The sequence below is a fragment of the Proteus sp. CD3 genome (assembly GCF_008808075.1).
GTDB classification, from domain to species: Bacteria; Pseudomonadota; Gammaproteobacteria; order Enterobacterales; family Enterobacteriaceae; genus Proteus; species Proteus appendicitidis.
This window is the reverse complement of record NZ_CP019686.1, coordinates 2,756,394-2,773,619: the sequence shown is the minus strand read 5'-3', so window position 1 is coordinate 2,773,619 and position 17,226 is coordinate 2,756,394. Positions and strand designations below refer to the sequence as shown.

Sequence of the window (17,226 nt, the reverse complement as noted above, 5' to 3'; positions counted from 1 at the left end):
ATCGACCCTTTAATAATAAATAATATCTGTCATGAATTCTGGTTATTTTTAATATGAATAAGGCTTTAATCCTAACTCTTCAGCTTCTTTTTGAAGAAGATAATATCGAGCCAATAATCCATTAATATCTGCATCGAGATTATTAATTAATGCGGGAGAAATAGACCGCTCTTTACTTATTTCTTGTGAAAATAGATACAGTTTATTTTCAATAGGCACTGCTTTATTGTGGCTTTTTTGTATTTCATAAACTGCTGTTTTTAAATACGAAAGAGTAAAGCTTCCTCTGTTACGCTCTTGTTGAACAATTCTATCGGAAAGCTGTTGAATTAATTTATTCGTATCAGACCAGCTACTGTCAATGGGGGTATTTTCTAATCGTGTAGTAAGGATATTTTGCCATTGTCGTGTTGCGTAAGATTGATCAGCATTATTAGGCCAAAGCTTTTTAGCCACATCCAACATATGCTCCGATTTTCTTAGTGCAAATATAGGAGACTGTTTTTCCATTAAAATAAGATTATTTGCGTATGAACTGATATTAGGTTGATATAACCACTGTGTAATAGCACCTTCAGGTTGAGCAGTAATTGCGGAGAGTTCTTTTTGCATTGGTAGATAAATAGCCACACTAATAGCAACAAAAATAGCACTGCTACTTAATAATCCAATAAAAAAGCCTTTTTTTGCACTCATTGGTTTTTTCTCAATAGGCGGATCGTCATATAAAACAACTTCGGCGATAGGATTAGGTTTAGAAACGTTATTTTCTTTCAGTTCATCAGATGCGCTGATATAGACAATAGGCGGGATCTTAACGGCATTATTGCTACTTTTTTGAGTTGAACTTTTTGTATTTTGTTCTAAGGTTTTCGCTGCATTTTGAAAAAACCAAAGTAAGTTTTCTAGCTTCGGTAATTTAGGCCAATCCGTATGGGCAAGTTGATCGATAATTAATTGCAAAGCTCTTTCTGAGCGATAAATTAAACGCAAATCAGTAGGCGAGAATGTTAATTGACGTAATAAAGCACCGGCTTTGGTATTAAACCAATTTAAAACATCACACCGATGATTTGGTTGAGTGGGCCATAGATTATCCCATTGGCTGACCACTATATTGGCGAGTAACTCGCATCCTTCAGTAAAACCATTTAATCCATTTAGATGAAGACGAGCCAGCGTGTAATAAACGCCACTCTGTAAATCGATACCATGGGTTTTAAATAACGTTAATGAGAGAGATTCAATAAGCGTCCAACTGATCTCAGGTTGAGAAGGATGATTAAGTTTATTAAATTCCGCTTTTAATGCGATAAATTCAGGGATATCTAAAGGAGAACCTGCAATTTTTATCACAAATTTTTCTTTTGGCGTATTCATGAAATATCCTATCCCCTCATAAATATGAGGGGAAATCAGTTAATAAAGGGTTTCTGGTAATTTGAAGCGGGTAAATAATCCACCAAAGAATGGATTATTAGATTCATCGATTGTGATCCGATATGTCATATCACCGCCATCAAGGGTGAATTTCACATCGAAAGAATGCAGTTTAATATTGGTAAGTTTGCCCCCATTAATGAGTCGCATTTGCGCCCATGGCCCATTAAATAAGATAGCTCGTGGTGATTTATCTCCAGAAATAGGCACTAAGGTAAGCTTGCTCTCAACATTTGAACGCATTGAATTAGGCCAAACCATATGTACGGTATGGCTTCTACCATGTGAATAATCGAGTAATTGTCCATCAAGATTTAAAATGCTACGACGCTTATTACCCGCGAGAGAAAGTGCTTCGATGGCAAATTGTGCTTCTAAATTTCCTTGAGCATTAAAAAACGTATTTCTAATTCGATTAGCAATTTCAAGTTGTTCTAATACATCAGGGCGAATAAGTGATTGACCATCACTGTTTTCAATTAAGTTATTTTCAACAAAAAGGCGTAAATTTTGCTGATAGAAGCTATCTAATGTGCCATTCGGTTTGAAAAAACGCTCAAACTCACTTAAAGGAACATCTTGTGTGGTTGCAGCATTAAACGGATAGCGACCGATAATGTAGGTCTTATATTGCTTAACGACGGTTTCATTCCACTCAACCTCCATGTAGCGAATAGCTTCTTTTTGTACCACATTCCACGCTTGATCTGCTAATTGTCCTACCCAACGATTCATTGGTTCAGGTAATGTTTTAGCTGATTGAGATAATTCAAAAATAATGTCGCGATTATTATCTTCAAGGCGAGATGTCACGGCCTTTAAGGCGGCTTTACCCGGTACTGGTGAGTTATAAATACCTAATAAATAACGATGAAGTTCATTTAATTTCTGATTGAGATTTTGTAAATTCTCACCGTTATTGCTGACAAGAATTTCAGTTTGAGGTGCAAATTCTTTATCTAATCGAGTGAGCAATTTGTATTTCAATTCATCCATTAATGCCTTTTGATCAGCAATGGGTAACGAACTGTCTATTTTCGGTAATGTTGTATTATCTCTTAGTACTTGTAATGCACGACGAATTGGCTGTTCACCGCTAATAATTTGCTCTAATGCATTAATTTCATCTTGTAGAGATTCAAATTCTCTTATTTCAAGATTACTCATAGCGGCACGCCATTGTGCCGTGTAATCGTTTAGATATTGCTCAGTGATTTGGCGTTGGATCTCTTTTCTGTCGCTTTCACTGTATTGAGTATTTGTATTTAAATTTAATACCCATGCGTCTAAAAAGGTCAGATCCACCAGCTCATCATTATGCTGAGTAAAATAGTTTGTTAACCCATATAGCGTTAGAAGTTGAGGCATTTGCAGTTTATCTTCATTAATCGCAGTAAAAATAGCGTCAAAGCTAGGACCCACTTGATGACGTATATTTAATGGTGATGAGAGAGCTTGGTTCGCTTTAAGACGTAATGTTTGATAAACACGTTGATAAAGAGGTAAACGACTTAACTCTTTTTGCGCTGTATTGAGTGGCTGAGTAAATGGTGTAAAAGCATTAATAGCCGTTACTTCACCCGCTTTGCGTTGAGTTTGCCAATCGGTATGTTTCAATGCGTATTGTAGGTGTGACATTAATTGAGATTGAATATCTCTCTGACCTGTAAATAAGCGACTCCAATAATTGGACATAAAGTTTTCAACAATCTCATTATTACGCCCACTCTTATCTTCAAGCATGCGCATAATGCGTAATATCTCTAATTTTTCTTCACTACCGGCTGGCGCTTTATTCAACTCAGTCAGTAATGAATTCATAATTGAAGGCAAATAATGTTCTGTTATCAATTGGAGATAAACATTTTCGACATAAGGACCGACATTCTTGCCTTGGTATAACCCAAGATCAGAAAAAGTATCACTTTTTTCACGATAATTACCGTAAGCCAATGTGGCATCTAATAACGGATTTAATACCGCAAGTTGCTCTTTTCCTGCTGTATTGGTGGTAATTGTCGCTTCTGAAGAGCGAAATGCTTTCACTTCATTAAGTACATTTTCGCCAGATTGGTAGTTTTTACTGTAATAATGACTCCAACCATTCCATAAAGCGATAATACCAACAACACTAATAGCGGAAGCTAATAGAACTTTTCTACGATGTTTTTTAAGCCAAAATTGACTTTCAGCGGCAAGATTTGGCTCTGATAACAAAATATTTTGAAAAAGTGATTGGGTAAAATAGCTATGAGTTTCTGCAATAGGCCAAGTGGCTAATGGCGCTGTTGGTAAATGATATTGAACAGATGCCGTTTGACTAAAGATATTATCAACTTGACCAACTTGTGTTGCTGAAGTGAGGTATACCCCTCTTAATTGAATATCTTGCTCTTTATTACTGGACGTTAATGCATTAAGCAGACTAATAACGTTAGTTTTTAGCCCTTGGATTTGACGAATAAAACTAAATAGCTTAGTACGTTGGCTTTCATCAACGCGATTCAACATCATTTCAGGAAGGGCGCTATTCATTTGGCTTACCCACTGTTCCCAAAATGCATTAAGATCTTTTTCCCAATTATTTTCACTATTTAATCGGAATGTTACACCTAATATTTCATCACGCTGTTTCGCTTCTAATGACTGAAACATAGCGTCAAATCCCTGTAATAAATCGAGCTTTGTAAACACGATATAAATAGGTAATTGACTATTAAAAGCGATGCGAATTTCTTGTAATCGCATATGCAATGAAGCAATAAATTGGCTATTTTTCTCTTTATCGTTTGTCAGCAGTTGTAATGTATCAATAGTAAGAATAATACCATTCATTGGTTGACGAGAACGATGTTCATTTAGCCAGACTAATAACTCATTCCATAATCGGTGATAAAGTTTTGGTTTTTCTAAAATAAGATTGGGTTGCGTAATTAACTTACCTTCTGGCATTAATAATATAGCTTGATCCGCCAATAACATTTTTATATGCAAAGGTAATTTTTGTTCGCTAACGATATTTTCAATAGGCGCAATATCTAATGTATTAAGGCTATTTTTTAATAATGTATTTTTGCCACTTTCATCAGTACCTAGAACAAAATACCAAGGCTTTTGATAAAGCGCATTGGTATGCCCATTTTGATGTTTAATAAATTGCGATTTCCAGTAGTTTAAATAACGGTTTTGATGCTCAATATCATTAAGTACGGGATCGACAATAGCGAGTTCAACATCTAATTTTAGAGCTTCAAGTTTTCTTACACGAAGCCATGTTGCAATGCCAACCCAACTGACAACGACTAAAATAGTGATAACAGTCGCTAGCCAGCGAGCGCTGAGCGATCTTAATGGGTAATCCCCTTTAAATTCATAATTAGCTCCCCACCACCAAATCCAAATGACAAATAGTGCCGGAATTAAGGCAATAAAAAGTAAAAAGAAGGATTTAATTTTTGATTTATCAGCAAAGAAAATTTTTTTTATAAAATCCGTTATTTTCTTTCCAGAAAGAAATGACCAATTCATTATTATTATTCCCTATGAGAAGACGAGTTCTGTTGATGTTCCGCTTTTGATGCTAATTGACTTAATAAATTGGGTTCCCACTCTGATAATGAATATCGAAGTGCATCTTGATAAAGCTGATTAAAATAAACATTTGCGATGGAACTCATCTTTGAGGCTTCAAAAAGTTGTGCTGAGAGTAACTGCAAATAAAACCGCTGGCGGGGTTCTGTTGTGATTGAAATGGTGTTATCAATCATTAATAACGCAGCATTAAGACCTTCTTGTTCAAAGCAGGTCATAATTTCTAGTTGCTCACTTTGGATCGACAACGAAGAACTCGCTTTATTATTCGTTTTACTTTCTAAACTATTTAGCCATTGGCGAGTTTCTTCTGAAATAAAGGGTGTCATATCAGAGAAATAGAGATGGTTAAGCTGTGGTAATCGAGCTAAAAATAGTGAAAGCTCTTGAGCAATAGCTGATGAAATATGAGTTAGCCCTAATGATTGAGCGGCTTGAGCCGCAATATAGTGACCATCTAACCAGTAAGGCGCTAATGTGAGGCTCTGCTCAATTTGATTGAGTAACGTGAGCGTCGGTTGTGCAAGTTGCGCTTTGTAATCAGTTACTCTATCAATTGCTACTGCCGCTAACGGGGTTTTACCTTGTTTATCGCTTATCGGAAGTGTTTGAATATTGTGCCAAATGGCATATCGGCGTAGGCGATAACCAATAGCATCATTAGATGCTTGTTCACAAAGAATGCTAGCGACTTTTAAGAGTGTCTGTTTCCATTGGCGATCGTCACTTTGATTAATTTCAACGTGATGTTGCTTTGTTTCTGAAGTCACACTTACTGGTGTTTGAGACGGCGTTTTTACTTCATTAATGGGTTCTGCTTTTACACTTTCTTCAACAATAATGGTCGATTCTTGTGCATTTTCTATATGTTGATACGCTTGGCTTAATTCATCCATTTGCGTAGATAAACTAGGCTGACTGGTGTGCCAAAATTGTGCTAAATAGGCGAATTCACCCAAAATATCATCACGTTGTTCAGGCGTGGCTTGTTGGCAAAAACTGCTTTTGACTGATTCAAAACGTTTCAGAATTTGTTGTGCTAAGCGTAGTTTTAAACGCGGATTACTCGGGTAGCTGATATCCCAATAATGTTGCATATAGGCACTGGCAACCGTGGCTGCAATAACGAGTTCTTCAGCAATAGCAGCATGTTGTAGTGTTCTTAAAAAATGCACTAATAGGCGAAAGTCTTTGGTTTGTGTTGCGAATAGCTGTAATGCGCGACGCTGAATATCCTCAATATCTAAAGTGCTATGGCTTAGGGAGCCAAATTTTATCATTTCACTTTCGATATATTCCCAATCAGCGCTATTTTCATCAAGCTGGCTACTTATTTTAGCCTCATCCAAAGGTGCTAAAAGTTGTTCTCGCCATGTACAGAGCGTTTTTGTTGTCATTATTATCACCAATGACAGGCTGAACGTAGAGGTTTTATCTCTTCGTTAATGCCTGAAATATTGAAGGTTAATTGCTCATCATTTGCTAATTTGATGGTTAATTTAGCGCTTGAAAGTAGTTGCTTGATTTCATCAATGCCGGGGATGCCGCGACTTGCTTCAAGCAAATAACCGTCTTCGCGTAGAAACCACTCGCTGCTTAATTGGGTTTTATCCGTTATGAGCAGAACATTTCCTGCTGTTTGTTTTTTCGGTAACGCAATTTGCATACGAGTAATGTTGTCAATACAACTGAGCATTAAAATAGGGCGAGGTGGTTGATATCCCATTGCTGGAATAGTCATAATGACGGGATAAGTACCTGTGTTATTCGCTGTTACTATAAATCCCGCTGTATAGTTTTCACGCTTCATTTCATGTTCTGCCGCTAAGCGCCAAATATCGCCCATTGCACTGACATCAAAAGTGGATGTTTGCTTACTCTCAACATTAATTTGGTCATAACAGGATAAGCGAATAAGTTGAGATACCTCTTCACGACATTGAGAGATCGCTTGTTCAGTAAGGCTAACTTCACTTTCTTGTGCTTGTGCAAAGACATTATTGAGTGAAAAGAAAGCCAGAAAGATGAAATAAATAATCCGTGAATAATTCATTCAAGACATCCATATTTTTTTAATTTATATAGAAGAGAACGCTTTGAAATATTTAAGTTTTCAGCGATTAAATTGAGATCGTCATTACTGCTTTCTTGTTGATAGCGCAGAATTGACGCTTCATAGCGCTCGGTGGCTAAAGTAAGATCGTTTACCTCAGCAAAAGATTGCGGTGATGTTTGTGTCGAAGTTAAATTAGATACGGATAATGACCGTAACGTCTGATTAATTTTCTCTTCTTTTTCTTGTTGTAATTGCAATAGATATTGCAGATCAGCGATTTTCTGTTGTGATTGAGAAAACGCCAAAATGCTTTTTAATTGATGATGGAAAATATTGCAGTAAATAGAGAAGATCCCTTGTTCATAAACCGTTTCATCGAGATCTTGCCCTAACATAATAATTAACCCACAAGGTTTATTATTTAGATCAGTAAAGGGGATACTAAATAATCCACAATGCACCGGTTGTTTGGCGATAAACTGCTGTAAAGCGCGATCGCTAATATAACTGCCTTGTTTTAGATCATGCCAAAGTACAGATTGTGGTTGTGATAGAAGCTGGATCAACGGGTGATCCGCTTCTGTAATATCGACATCCAAATGTTTCTTCTCTACTTTTTCATTAAGATCAATGCTCCAGCTCTCTAAACGATTCTCTGATTTATTAATCATCGAAACAATAAGTGCGCTGAATGGGCTGCGAGGCATACTCAGCTCAAGAAATTGGCTGATCAGTGAGTCCACATCTAAACAAGTTAAGAGAGAGAGCGCATTTTTCAGTCTGTACTTCATAGTTCTACATTTACCTCTGCAATAAATTGGTTATCTTGTGTTGATAACCGTATCGTCTTGATATCTTCATTCCGTGCGCTGTGTTGCAAGAGAAGGAGTGAAAGCGGAGGGAGTAGTGCGCCATCAATAATGGATTCTAAAATTCTTGCCCCGTTTTCTGCTCGTGAAGCACGTTGCAATATTTCATCTGAAACCGCATCTTCTAGCCTAATTTCTGCATGGAAGCGTTGTGTCAGTAAGTCGGTTAAACGTGTTAGTTTGTAAGTGATAATTTCTTTGAGAATAGCCTGCGTTAGCGGTAAGAACGGAATGACTTCCATACGTGCTAAAAGCGCAGGTTTAAAGAAGGTGGTTAATTCTGGGTAGAGCGCATCATGCAATTCATCCGGCTTATCTGCATTAGCCATAATGATGTGATCGCCTAAGTTAGAGGTTAGGAAAAAGGCGACATTTTTACAGTCAATGATACGACCTTCTCCATCAGCTAACTCCCCTTTATCAAAGGCTTGATAAAATAGGTTTAAAACATCGGGATGGGCTTTTTCGACTTCATCAAGTAATACCACAGAATAAGGCTTTTTACGGATAGCCTCTGTTAATACTCCTCCTTCGCCATAACCGACATAACCTGGAGGCGAGCCAATTAGGCGAGAAACAGTGTGTTTTTCCTGAAATTCAGACATGTTGATCGTGGTTAAATACTGCATTCCACCAAACATTAATTGAGCAATTTGAATAACGGTCTCAGTTTTACCCACGCCACTTGGCCCTGCTAACAAGAATGCCCCTAATGGACGACCAGCACGGCGTAGATCGGCACGAGCCGTTAATAAATGCTTATGAAGATGTTTGATTGCGAGTGATTGACCTTTTATGCTCTGTTCAAGATAGGTAGGAAGCTCTGTTACTACTAATAACGCATCTTGTGATAGTCGATTAAGAGGCACGCCTGTCCATTCAGCAATAACGGCAGCAATTTGTTTTTTATCTACATGAGGCGAGACTAATAAAGAGTGTTGATGTAATTCATTTAACTCTTCATTTAGCGCATTTAATTGGGATTTCAGCTCATCACTGTTATTTTCAACACTTTCACCGTTTGCTTCTTCAGCTGATTTAGTTAATGTTGATAATAAGGTTGAACGTAATTCGATAATCTCACGAACAATCTTTTTCTGTTTTTCCCACGCCTGTTGAAGCACCTCAATTTGTGTTTCAATCTCAATGGACTGGTTTTCTAATATTGCTAAGCGCTCTGAATGATCTTTTAAACCGAGTTGCTGTTCACGGGTTAATACATCACGCTCCATCTTGGTTTGATGGCGTTGTGTTTTTAATGCTGATAGCTGTTTAGGCGGCGTTGAAAGATTGATTGCTGCCCTAGCACAAGCGGTATCAAGTACATCAATGGCTTTATCGGGAAGCTGACGACCAGAAAGATAACGCTCACTTAATTGTGCTGATGCGCAGAGCGCTTCATCATCAATAAAAACTTGATGCGCTTTTTCATAGATAGAGCGTAATCCGCGCATAATAATAATCGCTTCATTGGTACTAGGCTCTTTCACTTGAACAAGTTGAAAACGACGCGCTAATGCTGCATCTTTCTCAAAGTATTTTTTGTATTCACTCCAAGTAGTTGCTGCGATGGTACTTAATTCGCCACGGGCTAATGCAGGTTTTAGCAAATTGGAAATATCTAATCCACCTTGCTGATTTCCTGCACCAATCAAGGTATGGGCTTCATCAATAAATAGGATTATAGGCGTCGGTGATTGCGCCACTTCTTGCATAATGCCTTTAAAGCGTTTTTCAAACTCTCCTTTTACAGCAGCACCTGCTTGAAGAGCGCCTAAATCTAATGTTAATAACTCACATTCTTTAAGTTTTTCAGGAATTTCTCCTGCAATAATACGTAAGGCTAGCCCTTCAATTAAGGCACTTTTACCCACACCTGCTTCACCAACAACTACTGGGTTGTTTTTACGACGACGGCAGAGAATATCAATCATTAAATCAATTTCATGATCACGACATAAAACAGGATCTAACTGGTTGTCTCTTGCTTGTTGCGTCATATTTTGTGTAAAACGTGCAAGCATAGAGTCTGACTGAACATGGCTATTAGATGATTTATTAGCTTCTGTGATTGGCGTTTCTGCTGATGTGAGAGTCCATTCATCAAAGTTAAGTTTGAGTTGCTCTCTATTGATTTGTGAGAGTAATTCAACTGCTGATTTAGGCAAATAACGATGAGGCATTTGCAATAAAGTGAGTAACAAAGCGCCTGAACGTAATGTGTTATGACTAAGTTCTGCTGAAGCTAATAGCCAACTATCTTTAAGCCATTCGACTAACAGTGGAGAAAAATTTGGATAACTTGGAGTTACGCTTGGGTGCTGTGTCGCGTTAATATTTAAAAGCGCGGTTAATTCAGTTGGATTGATATCAACTTTATTAAAAATAGTGCGGATATCCGTTAAGGGTGTTTCCAGCAGTTGTTGTAAAAATTGCTCTACTGTAATTTCAAGTTGCTGGTGGCTTACACAAAACGCAGCCGCATTTTCTAAAGCATGTTTAGCAATAGGGTGAAGTCTATTAACTAATGTTGAGAGATCAATCTGGATCATAAGGGCGTCCTAGCTAAGAAGTGTATTAAGCTGTTCCAAAATATTGAGAGTTTGATGTCTCAATCTAGAAGCATAAACTGTGTAAATAATCGTGGCGAAGATCAGCGAGCCAATGGCGATATAACGAACACCAAAGCGTTGTCCTAAACGATATTGATGTGACTTGATGCCATTTTCTTTGTGTAAAACAACGGGCTGAGACTCGCCTTTAAGTTGTTGGATCTGTTTTTGTAGTTGGCGAAGTAATTTATTAAAGTCATCTCCATAGCCATTGCTGACTTTATAGCGACCGCGATAGCCAAGGCATAAACAGAGATAAATAAACTCTAATAAATCGAGGTAACGTTTAGGCTCACCTAATAAACGTTCTATTAATACGAAAACCTTTTCACCTCCCCACGATTCATTATGAAAATGAACTAACAGGGATTGTTTTACCCAATCGTTATCTTGATCCCAACCCAGCTCTAATGCTGCTTCATCAATAAATGTGCATAACACATAGCGAAATGAAACAATGGCACCCGGCTCATAGCCGTGAGTTTGAAGTTGTTGCTCAATGGCTTGAATGTCAGTAACCACTTGCTGAAAAAGCTTTTCTGATAGCGGTGTTGCCGACATTGATTTCATTCTGATCACCATACCCAGCAAAGGTGTTGCGACATCAATCATTGGATTGATGTTGTTACCACGCAATGGCAATTGATATGATTTATGGCTCGCTTTCTTTTCAGTAAACTCTTGTATTAATGATAAATCACTCATGTTGTGTTCCACTTCTTATTGCCCAAAGTTGAATATCAAGTTCAGGGAATTGTCCTGATACGTGGAATGCAATATTTCCGTGTTTCTGTATATCAGCCCATGACTCACCTTGAGGATCTAAGCGGAAATAGGTATAGCCTGAGTGATATGGCAATTGACGAGGCGCGGTTGATAATGGAATAAAGCCAACACCTGGCATTTGAACACTGACTAAATCACGAATTTGATTCACTGACGTGACTTTTGCTTGTTGTGCGAATTGGCGACGCAGTTGCTCTTGAGGTAACTGAGCGCGCACTGCAATAATAAATTCCGCACTTTGTAGAAGTTGTCTGTCATGAATTGTCGCAACACGAATACCGTGCTCTTGTTTTTGTAATGGAATAGGCACAGCTCTTGGCGTTAAGACAACACTGAGTGCTTGTCGAATAGATTTTATTAGCGGCAAAAAGCTTGCTGCCAAGTCGTAGTGGCGATAAATCGGTAATTTATCAGGCAAACGAGAGCCATTAGTGAACGTTTGAATTTCACCATTAAATTGAAGTAGTTCTTTAAAGAGTTGTTCTGGGTGAACGACAGTCTGTTTAGATAAATGTGAAAATTGAGGATAAGCACGATTTAAAAGCTGCAACATCATAAATTCTGCAACATCAGCAACGCCTTGTTGACCGGGAGAGCCAATACGCTCTGCAATTTGGCGTCCTCGCTCAAATAAAGCGCCTTCAACTTCGGCTAAAAACTCCGCTAAGATTGGACAAATTCGCGCATTTAAGCAGGTAGGAATGTAGTTTTTATCCAGAATTAAACTACCATCAGCGCTGATTTCTCTTATTTTGCAGATAGGTAACATGACATAAGCGTCTAACTCTGTTTTTCCTAATTTTAAAATAGGATTGAGTTTCGCAATATTGAGTGTGCTGACATCCCCATTTTCAGTATGTAAATCACGTACTTGTGTTAATACATCGCTATAACGTGCCAATAAATGATTGCCGTTATGGGAATGAGAGATCTCACTGACTGTGCTGTTTTGTAATGGCAATGCCAAGTAAACAATGTTGTCACTGCCTTCATTAATTTGTGAAATATCAATGGGTGAAGGAAGGTTATCTTGCTGTGGAATAGAAAACAGCGTGCCATCTGGCATAATTCCAGAGGCTTCTTTAAGACCAATACGGCCAAGGCTTAATAACTCGGTATTAAGTGTCAGTTGACTTAAACCATAGTAATGAACGTGATAGGTTTTTATCAAGGTTTCAATAATATAGTCTTGATAACGTTGTTGCTGCTGAAAATGTTGAGGTTTAATAAACAACCCTTCATGCCATATCACTTTATTTTTCGTAGACATTGTTATTGATCCTCTTCTTTTCTAAATTCAATTTCATTTTCTTTGATATGGACTAGCAGATTATAATGATGACCAATCCCATTGATTTTTAATATTTTTTTCCATTGAGTGATATTGACATCAGAGTAATAGGCAATGATCCCGATATACTTATTCTTTTTATCAAGCTCTATAGGATCGAGCGGCTTATATTGATCTGGTAAAAGGGTGTAGTCTTGATGATCGATATAATTTTTCTTTAATAGCGTTTTCAGATCGCAATCTTCTTCAATAATTTGGTCTTGATCTAAAGACGCGAAGATCGAATCTTCATTCATATAAACAATTTGTAATTGAACCGGTGTCGCCTCGCCTTGATCATTAGGATTGATTTCAGGCTCTGCTAATAGAGTGAATGCGACAACGGAAGACTGCTCTTTTTCTTTACCCACAGGTGTTGAGGGGTCCCACATGACTTTGCCTATTTTTGATATGGCTTCAATAGGGCCACTGCATCCACTGAGTTGAGTGGCTGCAAAAATAAAAAAGAGATAAGTCATGAACGTTTTTATCGACATATCACACCTCATCAAGCCCTTTTCTTAAGGCGCGGTCATAAGCGTGGGTATAGACCTCATAAAACAGTTTCTCAAAACCTTGTTGGCGAGATGATGCTAACTCGTTGTAGTAATTGGTATACATATCCCAAGCCCAAGCGCTATCACTTGGGGTGTTGTCATAACTTCGGCGATAATGAGAAAAGCGTTTTAATAAATGCTCTGGAGAGAAGGCTTCTAATAGCGTGGCTAATGCAGCGGAAATGGCTTCTTGATTAGCATGATAATGCAACTGCACATTGTGTAAGCTTTCTGCGACAGCAGAAGGTGCGGATAAATGCACAGGGCTACGTTCATTCGTAAACATTAAACGCATCACACTGTCATATTCATTATTTAAACGAAGTGGATTATCTTCAATTGGGCGTAGCTGTTTATCTTGTAAATTTTCCTGCTGTTGTAATGCTAATAACCCTTTAATTGCTGATTGCGTGGTTTTTCCTAATTCAATAAGAAAATCATTCGCTTGTTGTGAATTTTGTAAGTTAAGGTGTACGCCCAGCCCTTTCATTAATGGATTAATGGCAACATAGTCAACGTCCGTATTTGTCTCATAATCCTGAGATGTAATTCCTGGCAAATCCATAAATTCCTGAACCATAAGGTCTCCCGGGTTATCTGAACGAGGCGAAGAAAGAGAGTAATGATGTGCGTTAGAAGATGATGCTTGAAGAAGCTCTAAGCTTTCGCTCTCAAGGGCTTTTAATGGATCGTGCGTCATAGAGCCTGAAACTGTCGGAGCTAAAGGCATCGGGTTTTCTGTTTTAGGAACAGAAGGGGAGTTTTTTTGTAGCAAGGGATCTAGCGGATTATCATCTGTCTCGATCAACGATTGTGGCGTCATCGCCATAAGATCTTGCTTATTGTGCTGCGTTAAATTGATATTAACGGATAAAACTAATTGTCCGATCTGGATCTGATCGTTTTGAGATAAACAGACTGCCCCAATATGTATGGGGATCAGTGCGTTGTTAATATAAACAGGCTCCGCGAGAGTTTTTAAACAAAACTGTTTATCTTGCCAAGCAATAGCACATTGTGTGGATGCAATAGATGATTGAGTATCTTGTATTACCCAGTGTGATTGTTTACTGCTACCAATCGTGCCACCAAGTTGTGTAAATTGACTATTTGGTACATAGCCACTTTCAAGCAACTCACTATTTATTAAGCGAAAAGAGATTGTGGGTAAATAGTTATCCATAATATTATTCCAAAATAGTCATTGTCACACTAGGATTGGCTTCGGGCTTTCCTAGAAAACTTTGCCAACCTAATTGATTGTGTTGTTCTTTACCTAAGCAGATCCCATAGGCCTGTTTGTCTGCAATGCGTAAGCGTAAATCCCATGCAAGTTGTTCATGCATGATGTAAGAAACAAACGTAATGAGAGACAAAAAATCTTTGCCATTGGGAAGAAACGACATATAGCGTTCAAGCGGTAATTCACTGATTTCAATGGTACATTTCCCATTGCAATCATAGATATGAGAACCAATATTGAAGTTCTCGCCTAAAACCATTTTAGGGCGTGATTTCTGTCCTGAATGACGAGCAACAACACCTAAACGGTTTTGCTGATCTTCAGGAATAGGTACCTTGCGTATTTCCCATCCGATTAATTCCACTTTTTCTAAATCAAAGCAGTGAGAAATCAAGCTACAAATTACATCAGGGGAACGACTGGGGCTGGCAAGTAATCCGGCATAAGCCAGCATTTTGCTGTGGTTGATATTCATCATGCCACGATTGGCTTCGCTTCCTAGCCCTACCAACGAGAACATATGACGAGAAAATGCGTCGTGTCCGCCATCTTCAAAACAGATGTAATAGCGATATTTACGCCATATACGATGGAGCAAAGTCACTAAGCGGTGATTAAATAGATTAAGATAATCTGTTAATTGATTAGCTTGTTGAGCATCTTCCCACGCGAAATGATCAAGGTAATAACCTGGCAATGGTGATTGGCTACCATGTAAACCCAAAAAAGAGACTTCTAGATCAAACTGACCTTGTTCATTTTGCTGTAATGAAACAACATCACGAGTTGGAAACGCTGTATTAGCGCTTGATCTAAACTGAATAGCGTTTTCGTTATTCAATGCTGCTTTTTGAGAATGCAGTTTATTAAGCAACTCAACTAATTGATAGAAGCTATATTCAGTAACAGATTTGCCCGCTTTTTTATTTAGCCAGCTTTGAATTTTCTCAATATCTGTTATTTGAGTATTTGCTGGTTTATTTTCGCTGGCCAAAGATAAATTTCCTTATTATCTAAATTAATCACTTCCAATTCGTGAAACATATTAACGCTGGTATAAAGGGTGAAAAATTGTGCTAATACAGAACAAAATAGATACATAGCTCCTTCTGAAATAAAGGCATTTTGATGTATCGATAATGTTGTTTTTACACCTCTTACAGGCAAACCTTTATATAAATACTCAATCGGCTCTGTTTTTAAATTTGTGATTGCATCGAGGCATTTTTGAGATTGGCGAGCCGATTGTTGATAGAACGTCGCTTTAAAGTCATATAACTGTAAAATTTGTTTGAGTGCCGTTAAGCTTAATAAAGATTGATAATTAATAGATAAATTAGTGAGTTCTGACCAATACAACGTATTTCCTAATAAAGGATAAAGTGCTTTTGTTGGTTTAATTATATTACTGGCAGATAAAATACCGGGAATAACGCTATTTTCGTCAAGCTTTATCGAATGAGAAGATAATAAAGAAGCGAGTGTTCGATTAGTACAGTTCATCGCTACTGAAATACTTTCTTCACAATTTAGTAAGTCAGATTCGTTATTTCGCACAAATGACAAGGTATGTTGATAACCATAATGTGATTTATGGTGTGCTATTTTCAAACGGTAATAACCCGTTCTTTCTGGGTTTTCTTGATTATTTTGATGATGAAAACTTTCGAAAGCGGTGTAATGCGTAATATAAGAATGCTGATTCGGAATATAACGCAAACCTTGGATTGTATTTATTGAGAAAATATCATAGCAATCTTGTTTTTTATGGCTTTTATTTAGAACATATTCTGTTTCTTTCCCCGTTAAATTTATCGCTTCACTTTCCGATTCAAATAAATTAACTGCAGGTACGCAATTTATCTTTATACAATCTTCCGTAATCAACATCGCTTCTGGAATATCACTATCAAATTGAATTGATAATGTAAAAATATCAGAAACCAAAGTAGGCGGAATATCATCTAATCCTTTGATTGATAAAGATATAAAAGCTTCAGGAAAACAAAAGTATTCTTGTAATAAGCGATATCCTTCATAACTATTTTTAGGATAAGGCAAAAGAGAGTCTTCTGCATGGAAACCCATAGGTTCAACAGCAAAATGCGCTAAGGTAAATTGATGTTTAGGTGTTGTTATGGTTGCTTTTTTGACTTTGCTATTTAATAAATAAAATAGCTGGGTCGTTGTATAAGAAAGCCCATTAAGATAAATACACAGTTTCTCTAAGCCAACTTCAGCTAATGACTGTAATTGGTTTAGAGAAAAATGAATATCCAATGTATCTTGATTTTGAGTCACTCGTGCTATTTGTATTGGAAGTACCCATAAATCACGACACTGTGTAAATTGGCATTTATGCCAATTATCTTCATCATTGTCGGCTAATTCATTTTGAATATAGAGTGGACGGCTAACAAAAGGTTGTCCTTTTGCTATTTTAATCGCATATTTTTGAGTGGCTTCAGTACGATATTCCATTGCTGTCATACTAGGAAATGGACGTGCGTAAGCCGGCCATAGCATATTCACTAAACTGTTTGTCAGTTCAGGAAATTGTCTATCTATTTGTTCTCGTAAATTACCTGATAAATAAGCAATGCCGTCTAAAAGGCGCGCAGCATCAGGATCACGCACCCTTTCAGATATTTGATTAATAAGCTGCGGTTTTTCAGTTGCAACATATTGTTCAAGCTTATCGAGATAGCTTAGTTCATTATCAAAATAGTGATTTGAAGACAT

The 17,226-nt window shown here is 37.5% G+C and carries 12 protein-coding genes; all 12 read right to left on the bottom strand.

Features of this window, described 5'->3' with window-relative positions; all coding sequences use genetic code 11:
• Window positions 1-48: 48 nt before the first annotated feature.
• From BTA34_RS12475 to tssF, 12 genes are read right to left on the bottom strand one after another with little or no spacing between them, the layout of a single operon-like run.
• Window positions 49-1,380: a VasL domain-containing protein gene (locus BTA34_RS12475; protein ID WP_151435856.1), complete on the bottom strand. Its 1,332-nt coding sequence runs from the start codon at window positions 1,378-1,380 to the stop codon at window positions 49-51.
• A gap of 39 nt (window positions 1,381-1,419) precedes the next feature.
• On the bottom strand, window positions 1,420-4,968 hold the full coding sequence (gene tssM / locus BTA34_RS12470) for a type VI secretion system membrane subunit TssM (RefSeq protein WP_151435855.1): 3,549 nt from the start codon (window positions 4,966-4,968) through the stop codon (window positions 1,420-1,422).
• A 5-nt stretch (window positions 4,969-4,973) separates the two neighbouring features.
• Window positions 4,974-6,428: a type VI secretion system protein TssA gene (gene tssA / locus BTA34_RS12465; protein WP_151435854.1), complete on the bottom strand. Its 1,455-nt coding sequence runs from the start codon at window positions 6,426-6,428 to the stop codon at window positions 4,974-4,976.
• Between the two features lie 5 nt (window positions 6,429-6,433).
• A complete protein-coding gene (gene vasI / locus BTA34_RS12460; protein ID WP_151435853.1) occupies window positions 6,434-7,084 on the bottom strand; it encodes a type VI secretion system-associated protein VasI in 651 nt (216 codons plus the stop codon).
• On the bottom strand, window positions 7,081-7,878 hold the full coding sequence (locus BTA34_RS12455; protein ID WP_151435852.1) for a Fis family transcriptional regulator: 798 nt from the start codon (window positions 7,876-7,878) through the stop codon (window positions 7,081-7,083). Before BTA34_RS12455 ends, vasI begins: the two co-directional genes overlap by 4 nt.
• On the bottom strand, window positions 7,875-10,508 hold the full coding sequence (gene tssH, locus BTA34_RS12450) for a type VI secretion system ATPase TssH (RefSeq protein WP_151435851.1): 2,634 nt from the start codon (window positions 10,506-10,508) through the stop codon (window positions 7,875-7,877). Before tssH ends, BTA34_RS12455 begins: the two co-directional genes overlap by 4 nt.
• A 9-nt stretch (window positions 10,509-10,517) precedes the next feature.
• Window positions 10,518-11,273, bottom strand: a complete 756-nt coding sequence (icmH, locus tag BTA34_RS12445; protein ID WP_151435850.1) for a type IVB secretion system protein IcmH/DotU — start codon at window positions 11,271-11,273, stop codon at window positions 10,518-10,520.
• Window positions 11,266-12,624: a type VI secretion system baseplate subunit TssK gene (gene tssK, locus BTA34_RS12440; protein WP_151435849.1), complete on the bottom strand. Its 1,359-nt coding sequence runs from the start codon at window positions 12,622-12,624 to the stop codon at window positions 11,266-11,268. Before tssK ends, icmH begins: the two co-directional genes overlap by 8 nt.
• Before the next feature lie 2 nt (window positions 12,625-12,626).
• The gene (gene tssJ / locus BTA34_RS12435; RefSeq protein WP_151435848.1) at window positions 12,627-13,181 is read right to left on the bottom strand and encodes a type VI secretion system lipoprotein TssJ; all 555 of its coding nucleotides are present in this window, start codon (window positions 13,179-13,181) and stop codon (window positions 12,627-12,629) included.
• 1 nt (window position 13,182) lies between these two features.
• The gene (gene tagH / locus BTA34_RS12430; protein ID WP_151435847.1) at window positions 13,183-14,424 is read right to left on the bottom strand and encodes a type VI secretion system-associated FHA domain protein TagH; all 1,242 of its coding nucleotides are present in this window, start codon (window positions 14,422-14,424) and stop codon (window positions 13,183-13,185) included.
• Window positions 14,425-14,428: 4 nt separating this feature from the next.
• Entirely contained in the window at window positions 14,429-15,478 is a 1,050-nt protein-coding gene (gene tssG / locus BTA34_RS12425) for a type VI secretion system baseplate subunit TssG (protein ID WP_151435846.1), read from the bottom strand.
• On the bottom strand, window positions 15,442-17,226 hold the full coding sequence (gene tssF, locus BTA34_RS12420) for a type VI secretion system baseplate subunit TssF (RefSeq protein WP_151435845.1): 1,785 nt from the start codon (window positions 17,224-17,226) through the stop codon (window positions 15,442-15,444). Before tssF ends, tssG begins: the two co-directional genes overlap by 37 nt.

Coding starts and splice junctions, on each gene's coding strand:
- BTA34_RS12455 (WP_151435852.1), bottom strand. CDS start 7,878: ATGAAGTACAGACTGAAAAATGCGCTCTCTCTCTTAACTTGTTTAGAT.
- tssA (WP_151435854.1), bottom strand. CDS start 6,428: ATGACAACAAAAACGCTCTGTACATGGCGAGAACAACTTTTAGCACCT.
- tssM (WP_151435855.1), bottom strand. CDS start 4,968: ATGAATTGGTCATTTCTTTCTGGAAAGAAAATAACGGATTTTATAAAA.
- tssK (WP_151435849.1), bottom strand. CDS start 12,624: ATGTCTACGAAAAATAAAGTGATATGGCATGAAGGGTTGTTTATTAAA.
- tssF (WP_151435845.1), bottom strand. CDS start 17,226: ATGTCTTCAAATCACTATTTTGATAATGAACTAAGCTATCTCGATAAG.
- icmH (WP_151435850.1), bottom strand. CDS start 11,273: ATGAGTGATTTATCATTAATACAAGAGTTTACTGAAAAGAAAGCGAGC.
- vasI (WP_151435853.1), bottom strand. CDS start 7,084: ATGAATTATTCACGGATTATTTATTTCATCTTTCTGGCTTTCTTTTCA.
- BTA34_RS12475 (WP_151435856.1), bottom strand. CDS start 1,380: ATGAATACGCCAAAAGAAAAATTTGTGATAAAAATTGCAGGTTCTCCT.
- tssJ (WP_151435848.1), bottom strand. CDS start 13,181: ATGTCGATAAAAACGTTCATGACTTATCTCTTTTTTATTTTTGCAGCC.
- tagH (WP_151435847.1), bottom strand. CDS start 14,424: ATGGATAACTATTTACCCACAATCTCTTTTCGCTTAATAAATAGTGAG.
- tssH (WP_151435851.1), bottom strand. CDS start 10,508: ATGATCCAGATTGATCTCTCAACATTAGTTAATAGACTTCACCCTATT.